Annotated in this window: 18 protein-coding genes and 1 tRNA gene; 9 read left to right on the top strand and 10 right to left on the bottom strand. The window is 70.0% G+C overall.

What is annotated here, in order from left to right:
* Positions 1 to 228: 228 nt before the first annotated feature.
* The gene (locus QMG86_RS03100) at positions 229 to 1,110 is read left to right on the top strand and encodes an Abi-alpha family protein (RefSeq protein ID WP_281877563.1); all 882 of its coding nucleotides are present in this window, start codon (positions 229 to 231) and stop codon (positions 1,108 to 1,110) included.
* A gap of 454 nt (positions 1,111 to 1,564) precedes the next feature.
* The gene (locus QMG86_RS03105) at positions 1,565 to 2,092 is read left to right on the top strand and encodes a nuclear transport factor 2 family protein (RefSeq protein WP_281880744.1); all 528 of its coding nucleotides are present in this window, start codon (positions 1,565 to 1,567) and stop codon (positions 2,090 to 2,092) included.
* A gap of 1 nt (position 2,093) precedes the next feature.
* Here the strand turns inward: QMG86_RS03105 and QMG86_RS03110 are convergent, their stop codons facing one another.
* The gene (locus tag QMG86_RS03110; protein WP_281877565.1) at positions 2,094 to 3,737 is read right to left on the bottom strand and encodes a peptide chain release factor 3; all 1,644 of its coding nucleotides are present in this window, start codon (positions 3,735 to 3,737) and stop codon (positions 2,094 to 2,096) included.
* Between the two features lie 304 nt (positions 3,738 to 4,041).
* Between QMG86_RS03110 and QMG86_RS03115 the strand changes: the two genes are divergently transcribed.
* Both QMG86_RS03115 and pth read left to right on the top strand, forming a co-directional pair.
* Entirely contained in the window at positions 4,042 to 4,644 is a 603-nt protein-coding gene (locus tag QMG86_RS03115) for a 50S ribosomal protein L25/general stress protein Ctc (protein ID WP_195086043.1), read from the top strand.
* Between the two features lie 28 nt (positions 4,645 to 4,672).
* Complete coding sequence (pth, locus tag QMG86_RS03120; protein WP_281877566.1) at positions 4,673 to 5,224, top strand: aminoacyl-tRNA hydrolase; 552 nt, start codon at positions 4,673 to 4,675, stop codon at positions 5,222 to 5,224.
* 36 nt (positions 5,225 to 5,260) lie between these two features.
* Here the strand turns inward: pth and QMG86_RS03125 are convergent, their stop codons facing one another.
* Together QMG86_RS03125 and QMG86_RS03130 are read right to left on the bottom strand one after the other, a co-directional pair.
* Positions 5,261 to 6,913, bottom strand: coding sequence for a fatty acyl-AMP ligase (locus QMG86_RS03125; protein WP_281877568.1), 1,653 nt, complete (start codon positions 6,911 to 6,913; stop codon positions 5,261 to 5,263).
* Between the two features lie 98 nt (positions 6,914 to 7,011).
* Positions 7,012 to 7,683 carry a lysophospholipid acyltransferase family protein gene (locus tag QMG86_RS03130; protein ID WP_281877570.1) on the bottom strand — a complete coding sequence of 224 codons (672 nt, stop codon included), beginning with the start codon at positions 7,681 to 7,683 and terminating at the stop codon, positions 7,012 to 7,014.
* 105 nt (positions 7,684 to 7,788) lie between these two features.
* On the opposite strand from QMG86_RS03130, the gene QMG86_RS03135 reads away from it, so the two are divergent.
* Entirely contained in the window at positions 7,789 to 8,349 is a 561-nt protein-coding gene (locus tag QMG86_RS03135) for a TetR/AcrR family transcriptional regulator (RefSeq protein WP_281877571.1), read from the top strand.
* Between the two features lie 25 nt (positions 8,350 to 8,374).
* Here the strand turns inward: QMG86_RS03135 and QMG86_RS03140 are convergent, their stop codons facing one another.
* Entirely contained in the window at positions 8,375 to 9,565 is a 1,191-nt protein-coding gene (locus QMG86_RS03140; protein WP_281877572.1) for an aminotransferase class V-fold PLP-dependent enzyme, read from the bottom strand.
* Positions 9,566 to 9,741: 176 nt separating this feature from the next.
* Here QMG86_RS03140 and egtA point away from each other — a divergent pair, with 176 nt between their 5' ends.
* The 4 genes from egtA (at position 9,742) to egtD (ending at position 14,411) form a co-directional block, all read left to right on the top strand.
* On the top strand, positions 9,742 to 11,082 hold the full coding sequence (gene egtA, locus QMG86_RS03145) for an ergothioneine biosynthesis glutamate--cysteine ligase EgtA (RefSeq protein ID WP_281877573.1): 1,341 nt from the start codon (positions 9,742 to 9,744) through the stop codon (positions 11,080 to 11,082).
* A gap of 118 nt (positions 11,083 to 11,200) precedes the next feature.
* The gene (gene egtB / locus QMG86_RS03150; protein WP_281877574.1) at positions 11,201 to 12,547 is read left to right on the top strand and encodes an ergothioneine biosynthesis protein EgtB; all 1,347 of its coding nucleotides are present in this window, start codon (positions 11,201 to 11,203) and stop codon (positions 12,545 to 12,547) included.
* Positions 12,548 to 12,613: 66 nt separating this feature from the next.
* A complete protein-coding gene (gene egtC, locus QMG86_RS03155; protein WP_281877575.1) occupies positions 12,614 to 13,423 on the top strand; it encodes an ergothioneine biosynthesis protein EgtC in 810 nt (269 codons plus the stop codon).
* 16 nt (positions 13,424 to 13,439) lie between these two features.
* A complete protein-coding gene (gene egtD / locus QMG86_RS03160; protein WP_281877576.1) occupies positions 13,440 to 14,411 on the top strand; it encodes an L-histidine N(alpha)-methyltransferase in 972 nt (323 codons plus the stop codon).
* Between the two features lie 18 nt (positions 14,412 to 14,429).
* On the opposite strand, the gene QMG86_RS03165 is transcribed toward egtD, so the two are convergent.
* The 6 genes from QMG86_RS03165 to QMG86_RS03190 form a co-directional block, all read right to left on the bottom strand.
* Positions 14,430 to 15,077: a DUF2461 domain-containing protein gene (locus QMG86_RS03165; RefSeq protein ID WP_281877577.1), complete on the bottom strand. Its 648-nt coding sequence runs from the start codon at positions 15,075 to 15,077 to the stop codon at positions 14,430 to 14,432.
* Between the two features lie 50 nt (positions 15,078 to 15,127).
* Positions 15,128 to 15,973, bottom strand: a complete 846-nt coding sequence (locus QMG86_RS03170) for a hypothetical protein (protein WP_281877579.1) — start codon at positions 15,971 to 15,973, stop codon at positions 15,128 to 15,130.
* A gap of 95 nt (positions 15,974 to 16,068) precedes the next feature.
* Positions 16,069 to 16,329, bottom strand: a complete 261-nt coding sequence (locus QMG86_RS03175) for a hypothetical protein (RefSeq protein ID WP_281877581.1) — start codon at positions 16,327 to 16,329, stop codon at positions 16,069 to 16,071.
* Positions 16,330 to 16,424: 95 nt separating this feature from the next.
* Entirely contained in the window at positions 16,425 to 17,405 is a 981-nt protein-coding gene (locus QMG86_RS03180; protein WP_281877582.1) for a ribose-phosphate diphosphokinase, read from the bottom strand.
* Positions 17,402 to 18,892: a bifunctional UDP-N-acetylglucosamine diphosphorylase/glucosamine-1-phosphate N-acetyltransferase GlmU gene (gene glmU, locus QMG86_RS03185; protein ID WP_281877584.1), complete on the bottom strand. Its 1,491-nt coding sequence runs from the start codon at positions 18,890 to 18,892 to the stop codon at positions 17,402 to 17,404. The genes QMG86_RS03180 and glmU overlap by 4 nt, the downstream gene beginning before the upstream one ends.
* Positions 18,893 to 18,983: 91 nt before the next feature.
* A tRNA-Gln gene (locus QMG86_RS03190) sits at positions 18,984 to 19,054 on the bottom strand.
* Between the last annotated feature and the right edge of the window lie 95 nt (positions 19,055 to 19,149).

The following is a 19,149-nucleotide window of genomic DNA, read 5'->3' on the forward strand; positions in this document are numbered from 1 at the left end:
GATCGTGGGGTGGATTCCGAATACGCTCTCTAACACGACACCCTCCTGCCGATACACCGGTGATCGCCGCCTCACCGGCACCCAAAACTAGCACCCCCTCGGCGCAGAAACCCTATTGCGCGCCGCGTGCCGGTCGCACTGTCCGAGTCAGGCGGTGCGAATGACCCGCGACACAAGGGGAAGTAATCTGTGGAGCGGATTCGTTCCCCCGGCGATATCGGAGAAAACGTGGCAGACGACAGGACCGGACAGGACGTGGCCCGGCCAGGTTCTCGCGCCGTCGAGCGCAGTTCGGATGTCGAACAGCGGCAGATCAGCAACGAGGCACGGCTGATCCGCGGCGTGTTCCGGGCGGCAGGCGTGGCCGCGGGCACCGTCATGCGCGGAAGCCAATGGGCGGTCGGCACGACCTACGAGGTCACCAGGGAGATCACCCAGGCGGCGCTGGACGGGGAGTCCTCGGCCGAGATCGCCGAGCGGACCGGAAACGCGTTGCGCTCCATCGCCCGCAGCGCGCTCGGTGTCACCGAGGGCTCGGTCCGGGAAATCGTCAGCTACGTCCCGACGTCCAACGGCCCCGCTTCGTCGCAGCAGGCGCTGACCGTCGGCCCCTACCTGCGCTCGGCGAGCACCGAGGAGCTGCGCCGCCGCGGCGACGCGCTGCTGGCCAGGTCCGCCGACGTCTACTTCACCGAGGACGTGCACCCCGCCTACGACCGCATCCTCGACGAGCTCGCGCCCGACGAGGCGCGCATCCTGCGCTTCATGGCGCTCAACGGGCCGCAGCCGTCGGTCGACGTGCGCACCAACCGTCCGCTGGGGATCGGCTCGGAACTGGTGCAGGGCGATCTCACCTCGGTGCCGGAGCAGGCCGGCGTGCGCTACCCGGATCGCGCCCGGTCCTACCTGATCAACCTCAACCGCCTCGGGCTCACGCTGACCTCGGACGATCCGGTGGTGCTGAGCCGGTACATGGTGCTGGAGGTGCAGCCGGTGGTGGAGGCGGCGCTGAAGAAGGCGGGCCGGGCGCCGAAGATCGTCCGCAAGAGTCTCCGGCTGACCGAGTTCGGCGAGGATTTCTGCCGCACCTGCTTCACGATCGGCAGCTGACGCCGCGGAGTTGATCTTCGTCGGAAGATTCTCCTCGCCGTGATAGCAATCTGATACAACTCTCCCAATCCGGCACTCGGGATGGGATTGTGGAGGTATGGATCAGCGAAACGGCGGGCAGGGGCGCGGCGACCCCGGTGTGGGCATCGCTGGGCAAGCGCGTAACGAGTGGGACACGGACTCCGGTGGGCAGGGGCGCGACGATCCGGGATTTCCCCCGGACGAGCGCGGCGGCGTCGACCTCGATCCGGGCGGATCGGAGCAGGACGAGCGGGAGCGTGACATCGACCCGGTCGGCCCCGACCGGCGCGGCGGGCAGCGGGCGACGAGCACGGGTGAGCGGGATCCCGACGACCGGCGCGCCGATGAGCGCCTGCGCTTCGACGCGGGACCGATCGACTTCGGGCAGGTGCGCGACGATCCGCGGCCGCGCGGCCGCGACGCGGAACCCGAACTGGACGACGTCGCGGCGATCGCCCGGCTGAAGTACCGGTACCTGCGCACCCTCGACACCAAATCATGGGATGAATTCGCCGACACCATGATCCCCGAGGCCACCGCGACCTACAGCGAATACCTGCAGTTCGAATCGCGCGAGGCGTTCATCGCGTTCATGCGCAACACGCTCGGGCCGCACGTGATCACCGAGCATCGCTGTGACCACCCGGAGATCGATGTCGACGGCGACAGCGCCACCGGCACCTGGTATCTCGCCGACACGGTCCTCATCCCCGCCCACAACATGCTGCTGCGTGGCGCGGCCTTCTACACCGACCGCTACGTCCGCTGCGACGACCGGCGCTGGCGGATTTCGCACACCGGCTACGAACGCACCTACGAGGTGGTGCTGTCCCTCAGCGACCTGCCCAGCCTGCGCCTGACCTCCAGCCGCTGGGGCCTGATCGCGCGAGAAGACGGGATCGCCTCGATCCAACGCGACCCGGGCACCGCGCCGCTGCGGCCGGAGTCCGAGGCCGGCTGACTCAGTCGGCGGTGGCCACCAGGGGCTCCAAGGTGAGCGCCGGGTGCTCCTTCTCGATGTATTGCAGCCGCCACTTGTCGCTGAACAGCGCGAGCAGCGCACCGTCTGAGCGGGTGAAGACCTCCACCCCGCGCTGCCGCCCGAGTTCCTCCGCCGACGCGGCGTCGGTGCGCCGGGCCAGCGTGTAACCGAGGTGCTCCATCGTGGTCTCCACGTTGAACTCCGTGAGCATGCGCGCGGTCACCACTTCGAACTGCATCGGGCCGACGGCCGCCAGGACCGGCGAGGCGTCGCCGCGGATGTCGTTGCGCAGCACCTGCACGACGCCCTCGGAGTCGAGCTGATCCACGGCCTTGCGGAACTGCTTGTATTTGCCCGCGGTGCGGGCCCGCAGCACGGCGAAATGTTCCGGCGCGAACGACGGGATCGGCGGGAACTCGACCTTCTTGTCCACGAACAGCGTGTGTCCCGGAGCCAGCGCCGTCGCGTTCACCAGGCCCACCACGTCGCCCGGGTATGCGGTGTCGACGGTGGCGCGCTCGCGGCCGAACACGGTCAGGGCGTACTTCGTGGCGAACGGCCGCCCGGTCTGCGCGTGGGTGACCACCATGCCGCGTTCGAACTCGCCGGACACGATCCGCATGAACGCGAGGCGGTCGCGGTGGGCGGCGTCCATGCCCGCCTGCACCTTGAACACCACCGCGCTGAACGGGTCGCCGGTCTCGCGCGGCTTGCCCTCGATGTCGGGCCGCGGCCCCGGGGCGGGCGCGAGCGCCACCAGGGTCTCCAGCAGCTGCCGTACGCCGAAGTTCAGCATCGCGGAGGCGTAGATGACCGGTGAGGTCTGCCCGGCGAGGAACAACTCCTGGTCGTGGTCCTGGCCGGTGGCCGAGAGCAACTCGCTCTCCTCCGCGGCCGTGGTCCACGGCTCGCCTTCGCGCGCCTCGGCGGCCTCGGGGGTGAGCGACTCCTCCGGCGCGATGGTCGCTCCGCCCGCGGTGCGGGTGAAGTGGATGTATTCCAGCGGCGCGCCGTCCGGGCCGCGGCGCAGCAGACCACGGAAGTCTCCCGCGATGCCGACCGGGAGGAACAGCGGAGTGGGGGTGAGGCCGATCCGCTCGTTGATCTCATCGAGCAGTTCCAGGGGCGCCCGGCCCGGCCGGTCCCACTTGTTGATCACGGTGATCACCGGGATGCCCCGGTGGCGGCAGACCTGGAACAACTTCAGAGTCTGCGGCTCCAAGCCCTTGGCCGCGTCGATCAGCATCACCGCCGCGTCGACGGCGGTGAGTACCCGGTAGGTGTCCTCGGAGAAGTCGGAGTGCCCGGGGGTGTCGACCAGGTTGATGACGCTGTCCACGTCCGAGCCCGCGGCGCGGTAGTTGAACTGCAGCGCGGTCGAGCTGACCGAGATGCCGCGCGCCTTCTCCATCTCCATCCAGTCCGAGACCGTGGACTTGCGCCCGGCCTTGCCGTGGATCGCGCCCGCCTCGGAGATCATCCGCGCGTGCAGGGCCAGCGCCTCGGTGAGCGTGGACTTGCCCGCGTCGGGATGGGAGATCACCGCGAACGTGCGCCGGCGGGCTACCTCGGCGGGCAACCCGCGGGATGCGGGCGCGACAACACCCTCAGGGGAGGCGCTCAACGCAAGACAACCTTTCGCAGACGACCGATCGGGCAACCACGCCAGCGTACGCGACGCGCGCGAGCGCGAGCCGAACCGCCGGTGACCACCCGATTCCAAGACGGCCCCGGCGCTGGGGTATGGTGTTCGGGTTGTCTCGGCGAGGGTGTCCGCAGACCAGTTTTGCGACACCGTGATCGACGCGGCGCGGCTTCCGGCCGTCCTCGTTCGGTCTTCGCCCCGACGAATAGACCCTCCCGTCAGGTGTGCGGAACCCCTGACGTGTAACTGACAGCCCGGAAGAGCCGTAGGAGTAGATCCAGTCATGTCCGACGTCAACCTTCTCGAAGCATCCGTACGCACCGAGTTCGGCAAGGGCGCTGCCCGCCGCACCCGTCGTGCGGGCAACGTCCCGGCCGTGCTGTACGGCCACCAGGCCGACCCGCAGCATCTCTCGGTGAACGCCCAGGCCTTCGCCGCCATCCTGCGCGAGCACGGCACCAACGCGGTGCTGAACCTGGTCATCGACGGCAAGAAGCAGCTCGCCCTGACCAAGTCCGTCGTGGTGCACCCGATCCGCCGCTACATCGAGCACGCCGACCTGCTGATCATCAAGCGCGGCGAGAAGGTCACCGCCGACGTGAACGTCACCGTCACCGGCGACGCCGCCCCCGGCACCCTGGTCACCCAGGAGGCCACCACCGTCTCCGTCGAGGCCGACGCGCTGAAGCTGCCGGAGGCCATCGAGGTCTCCGTCGAAGGTGTCGAGGCGGGCACCCAGATCACCGCGGGCGCGCTGCAGCTGCCCGAGGGCGTCGACCTGGCCGCCGACGCGGAGACCCTGATCGTCAACGTGATCGCCGCCCCGGCCGCCGAGCCCGTCGAGGGTGAGGGTGCTGCCGAGGCCGAGGGCGAGAGCGCTGAGTAGTACCGAATCGTCTGCCGGGCCCGCGCTGGTGGTGGGACTGGGCAACCCCGGTCCCGAATACGAGCGCACCCGGCACAATGTCGGTTTCCTGGTCGCCGACGTGCTCGCGGAGCGCGTCGGCGGCCGTTTCGGTGTGCACAAGAAATCCGGCGCCGACCTGCTGCAGGCGCGGCTGGACGGGCGCCAGGTGCTGATCGCCAAGCCGCGATCGTTCATGAACCTGTCCGGGCGGCCGGTGGCCGCGCTGGCGAAGTTCTTCTCCGTGCCGCCGGCCGAGGTGATCGTCGTGCACGACGAGCTCGACCTGCCGTTCGGCGCGATCCGGCTCAAGCGCGGCGGCGGCGAGGGCGGGCACAACGGTCTTCGCTCCGTGTCCTCCGCCCTGACCACCAAGGACTACCTGCGCACCCGGATCGGCATCGGTCGCCCGCCGGGCCGCCAGGATCCGGCCGACTACGTGCTGAAGCCGTTCTCCGCGCCGGAGCGCAAAGAGGTCCCGGTGATCGTCGAGCAGGCCGCCGACGCGGTGGAACTGCTGCTGCGCGTGGGTCTGGAGACCGCGCAGAACCAATTGCACTGAGCGGCAAACTCATTCAGGACGCGAGGCGCCGGGCGGTCAGCCGCGGGGCAGATGCATCGCGGTCGCGGCCCTGCGCAGTTTCCCGGAGGAGGTCTTCGGCAGTGCGCCGGGGCCGAGGACGGTGACGGTGCGCGGGCGGGCGCCGACCTCCGCGAACACCGAGTGCACGATCTCGCGCTCGATCCGCTTGACCTCGTTGGGGTCCTGGTGGCTGCCGCTCTCCACCACCACGGCGAAACTCTCCCGCTGATGACCCGCGTCGAGGCGCACCGCCACCGCGTTGCCGGGCCGGACGCCGCGCACCCGCGTCGCCGCGCGCTCGATGTCGGTGGGGTAGATGTTGCGGCCACCCATGATGATCACGTCTTTGATCCGGCCGCACACCACGATCAGCCCCTCGTCGGTGAAGTAGCCGATGTCGCCGGTGTCCAGCCAGCCATCGGCGTCCTGGGCCGATTGGAATCCGTCCACCGTCACGTAGCCGGACGTGACCGCCGGGCCGCGCAGTTCGATCACGCCCACCGAGCGGGCGGGCAGCGGTTGACGCTCGCTGTCGACGATCCGGCCCTCCAGGTGGTCGACCAGATAGCCGAGCGTGGGCAACCTGCGGATGTTGGCGGGCTGGCCGTGCTCCTCCGGCACGGGCACCGCCTTGCCGATCGCCTCCAGCAGGTCGGCGTCGATCACGTCGACCACCTGTCCGTGCCCGGGGTCGGGAATCGACACGGCCAGCGTGGTCTCGGCCATGCCGTAGACCGGGGTGAGGGCCATCGGGTTGAGCCCGAAGCGTTTGCCCGCCTCGGCCAAGGCGTCCATGGTGTCCGGATCCACCGGTTCGGCGCCGTTCCACATGTAGCGCACGCTGCTGAGGTCGAACGCGCCGTCGTCGGCCTGGCGCAGCCGCCGGGCCAGCAGTGAATAGGCGAAATTCGGCGCGGCGGTGACGGTTCCACGGTACTTGCTGATCAGCTCGGCCCACAGCAGCGGCCTGGTGAGGAAGTCCAGCGGCGTCACGCACACCACTTCCGCGCCGAATTGCATGGGGACGCTGAGGAACCCGACCATGCCCATGTCGTGGAACAGGGGCAGCCAGCTGACCATCACGTCGTCGTCGAGCTGGAATTTCACCCGGTCGAACATGGCGTAGGCGTTGACGTAGAAGTTCTCGTGCGTGATCCGCACCGCCTTGGGCGATCCGGTCGAACCGGAGGTCAACTGCTGCAACGCGATATCGCCCTCGACGGTGGGCACGGGGTCGACGTCGGGGCCGTCGGGCAGCTGGTCGATGCGCACCACGGTGATGCCGCGTTCGCGCAGCAGCGGTTCGGCCGCCTCGAACGGCGCGCCCAGCACGACCGCGCGCGCTTCGATCATCGTCAGCACGGTCTCGGTGTCCCGCGCCCACACCACCAGATCGGTGCGCGGAGTGGGCTGGTGCAGCATGGTGATCGACGCGCCGCGCATCCAGACGGCCTGGCAGGCCGGGGCGATGTCGGCGGGCATGCCCGCGAGCACGCCCACCGCGTCGCCGTGCCCGATGCCCGCTTCGGCCAGCCCGCCCGCCATGCGCCGGGCGAGCCGGTGGATTTCGGCCCAGGTGCGGCGCAGCGGGGCGCCCGGCTCGCCGGTCACCAGTCCGCGTTCGGAGGTCTGTGCGGTTGCGTACATCTCGTCGGTGAACCTGCTCAAAGTCCCAACTCCTCTTCACCAACCGTTGCCGGGATCCGGCCTCCCCCAACTATCACGCCATAGTGGCCCAGCGTTAACCCCATTTCCAGGGGCGCAGGTCAGAGGCGTGAAATGACGGCCGGAAAGGTCGCGGCGTAGCGATCGACGTAGCACCGGCCCGATCGTGCGGCGAGTTCGCGCATCAGCTCGTCGGTCGCGGCGCGCACCAGGTGACGTTGCTCGGCGGGTGGGTAGCGGCGAGGGGCGGCGAACTCGATGCGCACTTTGGCGAAACGCAGCAGGCGGCTGCCGCGCGGGTTCACTCGGTCGGTGCCGGAGAGCGTCACCGGAACCACAGGCGCGCCGGTGGCCATGGCGACCCGCACGGCGCCGGTGCGGCCGCGATAGATCCGCCCGTCCGGTGAACGGGTGCCTTCGGGGTGGATCGCCCAGACCCCGCCGTCCGCCAGGATGCGGGTGGCCGCGGCCAACGCCGCGGCGGCCGCGTCCCCGCCGGTCCGATCGACGGGCACCTGTCCGGACACCGAGTAGAACCAGCGGTTGAATCGTCCGCGCACGCCTTCTCCGGTGAAGTACTCCTGTTTCGCGAGGAACGTGACGTGCCGGGGCACCACCAGCGCCAGGTACAGCGAGTCGATCACGGCGAGGTGGTTGGCCGCGATGATCACCGGCCCGGTTCGCGGAATGTGCTCCAGCCCAACGACCTCGGGTCTGCCGAGCAGCCGCAGCAGTGGGCCGAGCAAGACGTACTTGAACAGTGCGTACCACATGAAGACCTCCGGGAGCCGAGTGTGTAGACATTGTCTACCCGATCTTGTAGACAGTGTCTACGCCCGGGTGTGCCCGCGGCCCGGCCAGGCGTAGACAATGTCCACATGACTGGGAGCGAGTCGTTGCGGGATCGACTGGTCGACGTGGGCGTCGACCTGCTCGAAGAGGTGGGGGCCGCGCATCTTGGTCTGCGCGCGATCACCCGGGCGGCCGGCGTCTCCCACGGCGCGCCGCGGCGATACTTCCCGACGCACCGCGCACTGCTCGCCGCCATCGCCGCGCGCGGGTTCGCCGACCTGGAAGACCGGTTCGCGGCGGTGGAGGCCAAGTCGGCACGTGACCGTCTGACGCGGATGAGCGCCGAATACCTCGAGTTCGCCGTGCGGCGTCCGGAGATGTTCACCCTGATGTTCCGGCACGACCTGCTCGAAGGTTCCGGTGAGAATCTGCGGTCGGTCAGCCTGCCGCTGTTCGCGCGGTTCGCCGAGCTGGTCGGCGCGGCGGCGGCCTCGGACACGATCGATCCGCGCGACCGCGCTGTCGCCCTGTGGACCAACCTGCACGGCATCGCCACGGCGCAGGCCAATCGCAGCCTGCGCCTGGTCGGTCCGGGCGCCGACGCGGACGCGCTGGTGGCCAGGGCGCTCGCGGTGCACTTGGCCTGACTGTTCCGGGGCGGTCCCCGGCGGTTCAGGCTCGCAGGGCCGCCACCGCGGCGACGAAACGATCGAGTTCGTCGAAACCGACGAAGCAGTGCGGCGAGGCGCGCACGACCGAGGCGAGGCCGCGGCCGGTCATGTCCAGCAGGGTCGAACCGGCGTGACTGACCGTGACCGTGATGTCCTGCGCCAGCAGCCGGTCGCGCACCGCGACGGAGTCGACGCCGTCGACGGTGAACGACACGATGCCGCTGTGCCGGATGCCGAGGTCGCGCACGGTCACGCCGGGGATCTCCGGCAGCGCCTTGCGCAGGTGCTCGGCGCGGGCCGCGATCGCGGCGTAGACGTCCTCCGGGCCCAGTTCCAGCAGGTATCGCACGGCCGCGCCCAAGCCGAGCCGGGCCGCGACGTCGCACTCCCAGAACTCGAAGCGGCTCGCGCCGGGCGCGAGCCGGTAGTCCTGCGGTCCGGTCCATTCCGCGCTGTGCAGATCGAGCCGTGCGGGTTCCATCGAGCGCGCCAATTCCGGCCGCAGGTAGAGAAAGCCGGTGCCGCGCGGGCCACGCAACCACTTGCGACCGGTAGCCGACAAAGCGTCGACGCCGAGATCGGCCACGTCCAGGGGCAACTGTCCGGCGGACTGGCAGGCGTCCAGCAGCACCAGCGCGCCGACCGAGTGCGCGATCCGGGTGGCCTCGGCGGCCGGGTTCACCAACCCACCGTTGGTCGGCGCGTGCAGCACCGAGACCAGCTTGACCCGTTCGTCCACCAGCGCCGCCAGCGCGTCGAGGTCGATCTGCCCGCTGCCGTCGCTGGGGATCTTCTCCACCGTGGCGCCGGTGGCGCGGGCGCGCTGCAGGGCGGCGATGGCATTGCTGGCGTAGTCCGCCTCGGAGACCAGGATGCGGTCGCCCGCGGCGAGCGGGACCGAATAGAAGAAGTCCGCCCACGAACGCGTGGCGCTGTCGCTGAGCGCGATGCTCTCGGGTTCGGCGTTGATCAGCGCGCCGATCGCGGTCTTGACGTCGGCGAGATCGTCGAGCCGCTCGTTCGCGGCGCGATAGCCGCCGATCTCCGCCTCCCGCCGCAGATGCTCGATCACGGTCTCGGTGACGACCCGCGGCGGCAGCGAGGATCCGGCGCTGTCGAGGAAGACGGGGCCGGGGCCGGGCCCGTCCACGCATCCGGGAGTGTCGGCTCGTACGCGATCGTCGTCCAGCATGGAGCCGACCTTATCGGGTGGATTGTTCGGCTGCGTGTCGATTTCTTGTCGGTCCGCGTGGCTACGCTGGATGGGTCGCCATACGCGAATTCCGGCGGGGGAGTGGAATACCACCGCGCAGAATGGCGATAACCGAAGAGCAGCGGACTACGTCCCGGAGCCCACTGGAGGTTGGCATGGCGGTCACGCTCGAGAGTCCTGAGTCGGCCGGTTGTGCCACCGAGCAGGGAGAACTGTCCTCCCGCGCGGCGGCGGAGGCATACATCGGCGGGGTGTGCTTCAAACTCGGACCACCAACGCTGATCGGCGCCGAACTCGAATGGCTCACGGTGCAGGGTGAGTGTTCGGCGGCCGGTCCTTCCGCGGCTCCGCGCCCCCAGCTGTCCGCCTTCGCGGACGCCCTCGGACCGTACGCACCACGGTCCATCGCCCCCGATTCGCCGGCACTCGCACTGCCGGGGGGCAGCCGGGTCACTCTCGAACCCGGCGGTCAGATCGAACTCTCCAGCGCTCCCTACGGCGCTGCCGCGCAGTTGTGTGATCGCCTGCGCGACGATGCCCGCCTGTTGCGGGAACTTCTCGAATCCCGGTCCATCCGCATGGTTTCCGTCGCCGCGGACGCGGACCGTCGTCCCAAACGCTTGCTCCAGCTCCCGCGCTACCGCGCGATGGAACGCTCCTTCGGCGGCATCGGTCCGTTCGGCAAGCTGATGATGTGCAACACCGCGGCCACCCAGGTCAGCGTCGACGCGGGCGCCGACCGCGCGGAGGTCACCGCGCGCTGGACCGCCCTGTACGCCGTCGGCCCGGCGCTGCTGGCCGCCTTCGCCTGTTCACCCGTCCTGCGTGGCGCGCCGCCCGGCGGCTGGGCGTCCCAGCGGATGCGGGCCTGGCTGCGGCTGGACAACGCGCGCACCCGCCCGCCGGTGCTGGATTGGTCCGACCCGATCGCCGCGTACGGCAGATGGGCGCTGGACGTGCCGCTGCTGTGCGTGCGCCGACCCGACGGGGCCGCCGAACGCGGCGACGGCGAGGGATGGTCCGCGCCGCCCGGTGCGACCTTCGCCGACTGGCTGTCCGGCGCGTTGGACGACGAGGTCGGCCGCCGCCCGGGCATCGGCGACCTCGACTATCACTTGACCACGCTGTTCCCGCCGGTGCGCGCCTCGGGCCACCTGGAGATCCGCTACCTCGACGCCCAGCCGGGTGACGGGTGGACCGTCCCGGTGCACGTGATCGACGCGCTCATGTCCAGCCCGTCGGTGGTCGCGGAGGCGACTTCGATCGCCGCGCCCCTGGCCGCCCGCTGGGTCGATGCCGCCCGCTACGGATTGGCCGATCCGGACATCCGAGCCGCCGCGGTAGCCCTGCTGCGCCTGGCGGCCGAGCACACCGCGACCGACGACGCGGCACGTGCCGTGGAATCCGCCGCCGAACGATGTCGCCACGGCCGCATCCCGACCGACGGCGACACCGAGCACGGCCCCGACCCGGCGCCGCCGGAGGCTGCCCCGTGACCAGCAACCAGCCGCACTTTCCCTACAGCGCCCAGCCCGACCGGACCTGCGCGCGCCGAAGCGCAGGCAGCCGCGGCCGCACCGACGCCGATCAGCACGAATCTCGGAGACGTTTCCCGTGACCACTTCCCATCCCGCATCCACCGACCACTCCGGCACCGAGCAGCTGCGCGACCGGATCGCCGAGGTGCTCACGCGCGCCCGGCAGCGCACCCGCACCCTCACCGACTGCGTCGACGAGGCAGAACTGGTGGCCCAGCATTCGCGACTGATGAGCCCGCTGGTCTGGGACCTCGCGCACATCGGCAACCAGGAGGAACTCTGGCTCGTACGCGACGTCGGCGGACGCGACCCGGTGCGCTCCGACATCGATGAGCTCTACGACGCCTTCAAACACGCCCGCGCCAACCGGCCCGGCCTGCCGCTGCTCGATCCCGGCCAGGCTCGCGCGTACGTCGGCACCGTGCGCGACAAGGTCTGGGATGTGCTGGAGCGCAGCGAGCTACGGGGTCGTCCCCTGGTCGACGACGGGTTCGCCTTCGGCATGATCGCCCAGCACGAGCAGCAGCACGACGAGACGATGCTGGCCACCCACCAGTTGCGCGCCGGCGCCGCCGTGCTCTCCGCGGCGGCCGCACCGGCCGCGCCGGCGACGGTCACCGGGGAAGTCGTCATCCCCGCGGGCGAGTTCACCATGGGCACCTCCACCGAGGCGTGGGCGCTGGACAACGAGCGCCCTGCCCACCGCGTCCGGGTGCCGGGTTTCGCGATCGACGCGGCGCTGGTGACCAACGAGCAGTATCTGGCCTTCGTCGACGACGGCGGCTACGAGCGGCCCGAGCTCTGGTCCGAACGCGGCTGGGCGCATCGCGTCGAGGCGGGTCTGGTCGCGCCGCAGTTCTGGGAGCGCGACCCGTCCGGGCGCTGGTGGCGACGGGTGTTCGGGGTGATGACGCCGCTGCGGCCGCATCAGCCGGTCGTGCACGTGTGCTGGTTCGAGGCCGAGGCCTACGCCAACTGGGCGGGTAAGCGCCTGCCTACCGAAGCGGAATGGGAGAAGGCGGCGAGGTTCGATCCCGCTACCGGTGTCTCGCGCCGTTTCCCCTGGGGCGACGCCGATCCCGACGCCTCCACCGCGAACCTCGGGCAGCGCCATCTAGAACCCGCCGAAGTCGGCGCGTATCCGGCCGGCGCGTCTCCCGCGGGCGTGCACCAGCTGATCGGCGACGTATGGGAATGGACCGCTTCGGGTTTCGAGCCGTATCCGGGATTCCGCGCGTTCCCGTATCGGGAGTATTCCGAGGTGTTCTTCGGCGGTGACTACCGCGTGCTGCGCGGCGGCTCCTTCGGCACCGATCCGGTGGCCTGCCGCAGCACTTTCCGCAACTGGGACCACCCCATCCGCCGTCAGATCTTCGCCGGGTTCCGCTTGGCGCGGGATCTGCGCCCGGGAGAAGGGGAGTGAGCCACGCCCGTCCGGCCGGGCGGAAGTGTGGTCGCGGTCCGGCGACGGCGGCCCCGGCGGGTGCGGATGTGTAGACACCTGGGTTACGTCGGCCCTCCGGTGCGGGTAGGCGACATGTTGACCCTCGGCTCTCATTCGCTGCGTACCCAGGCGTGGGCGCCGCGCGATATGCGCCACGGCGGCACCATCAACGCCGACGGTTTCGGCGTCGCCTGGTGGCACGTCGGAGTGGACGACACGGTGACCGTCAGCCGTTACCGCAACGCGGCGCCGATCTGGACCGACCCGGCCGTGGAGGAGGTGCTCCCGCAGTTGGAGTCGGTCGCGGTGCTCGGGGCGGTGCGGTCGGCGACGGTGGGCATGCCCGTCGAGCGGTCCGCGTGCGCGCCGTTCACCCGCGACCGCTGGGCGTTCAGCCACAACGGCGTGGTGCCCGACTGGCGGCGCACCCTGACCGGCGTGGCCGCCGAGTTCGCCTTGATCGCGGCCGAACTCGGCGCCGAAGACCTGTTCACCCCGGCGCGGCTGCTGGAGGCCGAGTCGGCCACCGACGCGGCCACGTTGTGGGTGCTGCTGTGCGATCTGCTGGCGACCAGCTCACCGGACGGCGAATGGTCGGCGGCTCCGGCGGCGCTGCGGCTGCTCGTCTCCGCGATCCTCGACCGGGCCCCGGAAGCACGCCTGAATCTCCTGCTCTCCGATGGCGCGCAGTTGTGGGCGACCACCTGCCACCACTCGCTGTCGGTGCTGGTCACCGACGATTTCGCGCTCGTGTCCTCCGAACCCTTCGACGACGACCCCCGCTGGCGGCCGATCCCGGACCGCAGCCTGGTGAGCGCCAGGCCCGGCGCGCTGTCCGTCGACGCCCTCCTGTGACCCGAAAGGCCGTGCCATGACCGCAGCCACGCTGGACATCCACCTCACCGACGACGACCTCGACGCGGCGCTCCGCTCGGACGCCCGCCTCGGCCTGACCGCGGACCCGAAGTGGTTGCCGCCCAAATGGTTCTACGACGCCAGGGGCAGCGAGCTCTTCGAGCGGATCACCGAGCTGCCCGAGTACTACCCGACGCGCACCGAGCGCGCGCTGCTCGAGCAGGTGGTCGGCGAGATCGCCGACGCCGCCCAGACCGAGGTGCTGGTCGAACTGGGCGCGGGGTCGGCAGCCAAGACCCGCCTGCTGCTCACCGCGCTCGGCGCGCGCGGACCGCTGAAGAAGTATGTGCCGCAGGATGTCTCGTCCACGGCGCTGCGGGCGGCGGCCGACGAGGTCGCGGCCGAATTCCCTGGTCTCGCCGTGCACGGCGTGGTCAGCGACTTCACCGACACCCTGGACAACCTCCCGCGCGGCGGCCGCCGGATGATCGCTTTCCTCGGCGGCACCATCGGCAACCTCGTCCCCGACGAACGCGCCGAATTCCTCGCCCGGATCCACGACGTGCTCGAGCCCGGTGAGCAACTGCTGCTCGGGGCGGGACTGGTCACCGACCCGGCGGTGCTCGTCCCCGCATACGATGACGCGGCGGGCGTCACCGCCGAGTTCAACCGCAACGTTCTGCACGTGCTGAACGCTCGTCTGCGCGCCGACTTCGCGCCGGACGAGTTCCGGCACATCGCGATCTGGGACGCGGAGCGCGAGTGGATCGAGATGCGGCTGGAGGCCCGCGAGGACATGACCGTCACGGTCGCCGACCTCGGCCTCACCGTGCGCCTCGGCCGCGGCGAACAGATACGCACCGAGATCTCCGCGAAGTTCCGGGTCGCGGGCCTGGACGCCGAACTCGCGGCCGCAGGCTTCGCCACCGGACACGTGTGGACCGATCCGGACGACCGCTTCGCGCTGGTCCTCGCCGGACGGCGCTGACCACGCGGCGGTCGGCGGTCACCACGACGGTGCGCCGCCGACCACCGCCGCGAGCCACTCGACCAGCGGCCGCATCGTCTCCCACGCGGCGCGGACCTCTTTCGCCGTCCGAGGCGTGTCCAGCCAGGCGGGCGCGCCGAATTCGCGGCCGCAGGTGATGGATTTGTGTCGCAGCAGGTCGATGCGCGGGTGGTCGGCGTCGTAGCCCTTGGGTTTGGTCTTCAGTTTCTCGCCGCCGATGGTGAAACCCGCGTCGGCGAGTTTCGCGAGGATCGCCGCCAGCTCGGGGCCGCGCACCTCGTCGTCGATGGTGGCGCGCAGCTGTGCGAGCTGGTCGGGCGAGCCCTGGTAGAAGCCGCCGCCGACGTACAGGCCCGCGGCGTTGATCTGCACATACCAGCCGACACCCGCACCGGCGCGCACCACCGCGCCCTGCGCGGTCTTGTACGGCGACTTGTCCTTGGCGAACCGCACGTCCCGGTAGGGCCGGAAGATCTTGGCCGTCCCGAAGTCCGGCTCCAACTCGGCCACCAGCGACTTCATCGGCGCGAGCACCGACTCGTCGTAGATCTTCTTGTGCGCGGTCCAGAACGCCTTGGAGTTGTCGGCCTCCAGGTCTTCGTAGAAGTCCAGCCCGGCCAGCGGGAAGCCCGCGAATCCGGTCATGCTCGCGCACCCGCCACGCTGGTGCCACCGAAAAGACGCATACCGAAAATCTACGTGGTGAAGTCTCCGCCGAACACGGCGAATCCCACGATGAAGCCGATCACCATGCCGACGGCCGCGGCGATCGCTGCCCATTTGCCAAGCGATTCGCCCTTGTTGTGTCCGATTATGCCGAGGATTATCCCGGCCGGGCCGAACAGGATCGGGCAGAACAGTACGGCGGTGACCGCGCAGACGAACCCGATGATCGAGTACACCTGACTGCCCGGCTGTCGCGGCGGGGTGGCGTACGGCTCGTACCCTTGCTGCGGATAGGACGGGTAGCCGTACTGTGGCTGCTGCTGTCCGGACGCCGGATAGTCGTACATCCCGCCCGCCGGGTGCTGCGGTTGCCCGCTCGGCGGATACGGCGGCTGAGCGTCGGCGGGTTGCCCCGGCGGGTATGGCGGCTGCCCGCCCGCCCCGTATTGCGTGTGCTCGTCAGGGGTGAACCGCTGCGTCGATTCGTCGCTGGGAGGCTGGGGCGCGGAACCCGACAGCGGTATCCCCGGCGCGGCGGGTTCGGCGCCCCAGGACTGCTGATCACCTCCGCCGTTGGCGCCCCAAGGGCGGGGTTCGGCGGGCTCCCCGCTGGGCTCGGCGCCCCATTGGCCGCCCAGCGGTTCCGCGGGCGGCGCGCCGCTCGACTGCCACCATTGGTCCGCGGGTCCCGGCTCGGCCTCCGGCGGCCGCGCGGCGGCGGGATCGTGCTCGGTGGGTTGTCCGCCGGGTGTCTGGGCCGGAGCGGCGCCGGTCAGCGGCGGGGCGGGCTCGTCGCCGGAGGTCTCCCCGGTCTGCTGCGACGGCGACTCCGCCGGTCGCCGCTCGTCGTGGTCCGGCTCCTTCGGCGTGCTCATCGCAGCCTCCTCGTGTCGTCCCGGGTCACGCAACCATGCCTACCACGACGGACGCTTCGTGATAGTCGATTGCTACTAAGCGGCGCGTCGGGGTGTCAGAGGTCCTCGTCGTCGACGATCTCGATAGCGGCCACTTCGGCGGACCGGGTGTCGTCCTCCTCGTCCTCGAGGCGGCGGTCGCTCGAAGTCCACTCCTGATCCAGCTCGTCGCCGATGCCGAGCCTGCCGTCGTCCTCGTCCTCGTGGTAGCGGATGCGCAGGTCCTCGGGCGGATCCTCGATGTTGCGCTGATACTCGCGGATCTCGTCCTCCTGGTCGTCGTCCCCCATCTCGGTCTCCAACGGGTCACGGTCCATACCCCCAGTATCCCCACCGATCGCCGCGGCTAACGCGAACGCGAAAACGGCGGCCCGGACCGGAGTCCGAACCGCCGTTTCAGGCAGTGCGCAGGCTAGGCGTTGCCGTTGAAAAGACCCGTGACCGAGCCGTTTTCGAAGACCTCGCGGATGGTGCGCGCCAGCAGCGGCGCGATGGACAGCACGGTCAGCTGCGGGAACTTCTTCTCCTCGGTCAGCGGCAGCGTGTTGGTCACCACGACCTCCTTGGCTCCGCAGTTCGCGAGGCGCTCGGCCGCGGGGGAGCTCAGCACGCCGTGGGTCGCGGCGATGACCACGTCACCCGCTCCGGCGTCCTTCAGCACCTTGACCGCGCCCGCGATGGTGCCGCCGGTATCGATCATGTCGTCGATCAGGATGCAGGTGCGGCCCTCGACCTCGCCGACCACGCGGTTGGACTTCACCTGGTTGGGCACCAGCGGGTCGCGGGTCTTGTGGATGAAGGCCAGCGGTGAGCCACCCAGCGAGTCGGCCCACTTCTCGGCGACGCGCACGCGGCCGGAGTCGGGGGAGACGACGGTGATGTGCTCGAGGCTGTAGTTGGTGCGGATGTACTCCGCCAGCTGCACCTGCGCGTGCATGTGGTCGACCGGGCCGTCGAAGAAGCCCTGGATCTGGTCGGTGTGCAGGTCGACGGTGATGATCCGGTTGGCGCCCGCGGTCTTCAGCAGATCGGCGACCAGGCGAGCCGAGATGGGCTCGCGACCGCGGTGCTTCTTGTCCTGGCGGGCGTACGGGTAGAAGGGCAGCACCGCGGTGATCCGCTTGGCCGAGCCGCGCTTGAGCGCGTCGATCATGATGAGCTGCTCCATCAGCCACTGGTTCAGCGGCGCGGGGAAGCTCTGCAGCACGAAGGCGTCGGAACCGCGGACCGACTCCTCGAACCGGACGAAGATCTCGCCGTTGGCGAAGTCCCGCGCGACCTGCGGCGTGACGTGGACGTCGAGTTCCTTGGCGACCTGCTCGGCCAGCTCAGGATGGGCGCGTCCCGAGAAGAGCATCAGGTTCTTCTGGTTATCGATCCATGACGCGGTCACTGCTGATTGCCATCCTTTTGCTCTATTGCCTGACCCGACATCTCCTTGGCCGCGATGGCTTCCGCCGCCGCGCGGGCCGCGTCCGTCCCTGGACGGTGTCGCTGCACCCAGCCCTCGATGTTCTTCTGCGGTCCACCGGACACCGCGAGAGCTCCGGGCGGAACGTTTCTGCGCAGTACAGTACCCGCCGCCGTATAGGCTCCGTCACCCACCGTCACCGGCGCGACGAACATGGTGTCGCTGCCGGTGCGCACGTGCGACCCGACGACGGTGTGGTGCTTGGTCACGCCGTCGTAGTTGACGAAGACGCTGGACGCACCGATGTTGCTGTGCTCGCCGATGGTGGCGTCGCCGACGTAGGTGAGGTGCGGAACCTTCGAATGCGCGCCGATCGAGGCGTTCTTGGTCTCGACGAACGCGCCGAGCTTGCCCGCGTCGCCGACGATGGTGCCGGGACGCAGGTAGGCGAACGGGCCGATGGTGGCCTTCGGGCCGATGGTGGCGCCCTCGCCGTGGGCGCGAATCACCTTCGCTCCGTCGCCGACGACCACGTCGGTGAGCGTGCTGTCCGGGCCCACCTCGGCGTCCTCGCCGACGACCGTGTTGCCGAGCAACTGCACACCGGGGCGCAGCAGCGCGTCCCTTCCGATGCGCACGCTGGCGTCCACCCAGGTGGAGGCCGGATCCAAGATCGTGACGCCCGCCCGCATGTGGCGTTCCAGGATGTAGCGGTTGAGCGTGCGCGCCGCCGAGGCCAGTTGCACCCGGTCGTTGACGCCGGTGACCTTGGCCGCGTCGACCAGCCGGGCGCCGTGCACCGGGTGACCGGCTTCGCGAGCCAGGCGCAGCACGTCGGTCAGGTACAGCTCGTGCTGGGCGTTGGCGGTGGACAGCCGGCTGATCATGGTGCGCAGGATCGCGGCGTCGAACGCGTAGACACCGGAGTTCACCTCGGTGATCGCGGCCTGCTCCGGCGTGGCGTCGGCGTGCTCGACGATCTCGGCCAGCTGGCCCTCCGCGTCGCGCACGATGCGGCCGTAGCCGTTCGGGTCCTCCGGGACGAAGGTCAGCACCGTGACCGCGGGGCGTTCGGCGTAGCTGCGGTGCTCGTCGAGCAGCGCGGACAAGGTGTGCCCGTCCAGCAGGGGCACATCGGCGGAGGTGACCAGCACGTCACCGGTGAATCCGACCGGCAGGGCAGCCAGCGCGCACTGGACCGCGTGCCCGGTGCCGAGCTGCTGTTCCTGGATCGCCGGGGTGATCTCCCGGCCGAGGTCGTCGGCGACCGCGGTCACCGCCGCGCCGACCTGTTCGCGATCGTGCCCCACCACGGTGATGAGGTACGCGGGGTCGATCTCGTTCGCCGCATGCAGCGCGTGCGCGAGCATGCTCCGACCGGCCAGCGAATGCAGTACCTTGGGGGTCTTCGACCGCATTCGTGTCCCGGCACCGGCTGCGAGAACGACGACGGCGGTCTGCTGTGGCATGGATCTCCCTCGGCTGCCTGTCCTCGTGCTGGGCTGTCGTCGTGCTTGGTCAGCGATGTGCGGGCCAACGATAAGTCATCGTGCTCTCGAGCTCCGCCGCCAGGACTCGAACCTGAACTCTCTGAACCAAAATCAGATGTGCTGCCATTACACCACGGCGGATTGCCACACCGGCGGTTGGCGAAACCCCCGCCGCTGTGCCACGGCACGGGATGAATCCTCGCATACTCGCCCGCCTCCCCGCGAATTGTTCTGTC

Source organism: Nocardia sputorum (assembly GCF_027924405.1).
GTDB classification, from domain to species: domain Bacteria; phylum Actinomycetota; class Actinomycetes; order Mycobacteriales; family Mycobacteriaceae; genus Nocardia; species Nocardia sputorum.

What these genes read in the sequence shown, in the direction of transcription:
- QMG86_RS03115 (WP_195086043.1), top strand. Translation starts at nt 4,042, where the DNA reads ATGTCCGACGTCAACCTTCTCGAAGCATCCGTACGCACCGAGTTCGGC.
- QMG86_RS03130 (WP_281877570.1), bottom strand. Translation starts at nt 7,683, where the DNA reads ATGTGGTACGCACTGTTCAAGTACGTCTTGCTCGGCCCACTGCTGCGG.
- QMG86_RS03135 (WP_281877571.1), top strand. Translation starts at nt 7,789, where the DNA reads ATGACTGGGAGCGAGTCGTTGCGGGATCGACTGGTCGACGTGGGCGTC.
- QMG86_RS03140 (WP_281877572.1), bottom strand. Translation starts at nt 9,565, where the DNA reads ATGCTGGACGACGATCGCGTACGAGCCGACACTCCCGGATGCGTGGAC.
- egtA (WP_281877573.1), top strand. Translation starts at nt 9,742, where the DNA reads ATGGCGGTCACGCTCGAGAGTCCTGAGTCGGCCGGTTGTGCCACCGAG.
- egtC (WP_281877575.1), top strand. Translation starts at nt 12,614, where the DNA reads ATGTGTAGACACCTGGGTTACGTCGGCCCTCCGGTGCGGGTAGGCGAC.
- egtD (WP_281877576.1), top strand. Translation starts at nt 13,440, where the DNA reads ATGACCGCAGCCACGCTGGACATCCACCTCACCGACGACGACCTCGAC.
- QMG86_RS03165 (WP_281877577.1), bottom strand. Translation starts at nt 15,077, where the DNA reads ATGACCGGATTCGCGGGCTTCCCGCTGGCCGGGCTGGACTTCTACGAA.
- QMG86_RS03170 (WP_281877579.1), bottom strand. Translation starts at nt 15,973, where the DNA reads ATGAGCACGCCGAAGGAGCCGGACCACGACGAGCGGCGACCGGCGGAG.
- QMG86_RS03175 (WP_281877581.1), bottom strand. Translation starts at nt 16,329, where the DNA reads ATGGACCGTGACCCGTTGGAGACCGAGATGGGGGACGACGACCAGGAG.
- glmU (WP_281877584.1), bottom strand. Translation starts at nt 18,892, where the DNA reads ATGCCACAGCAGACCGCCGTCGTCGTTCTCGCAGCCGGTGCCGGGACA.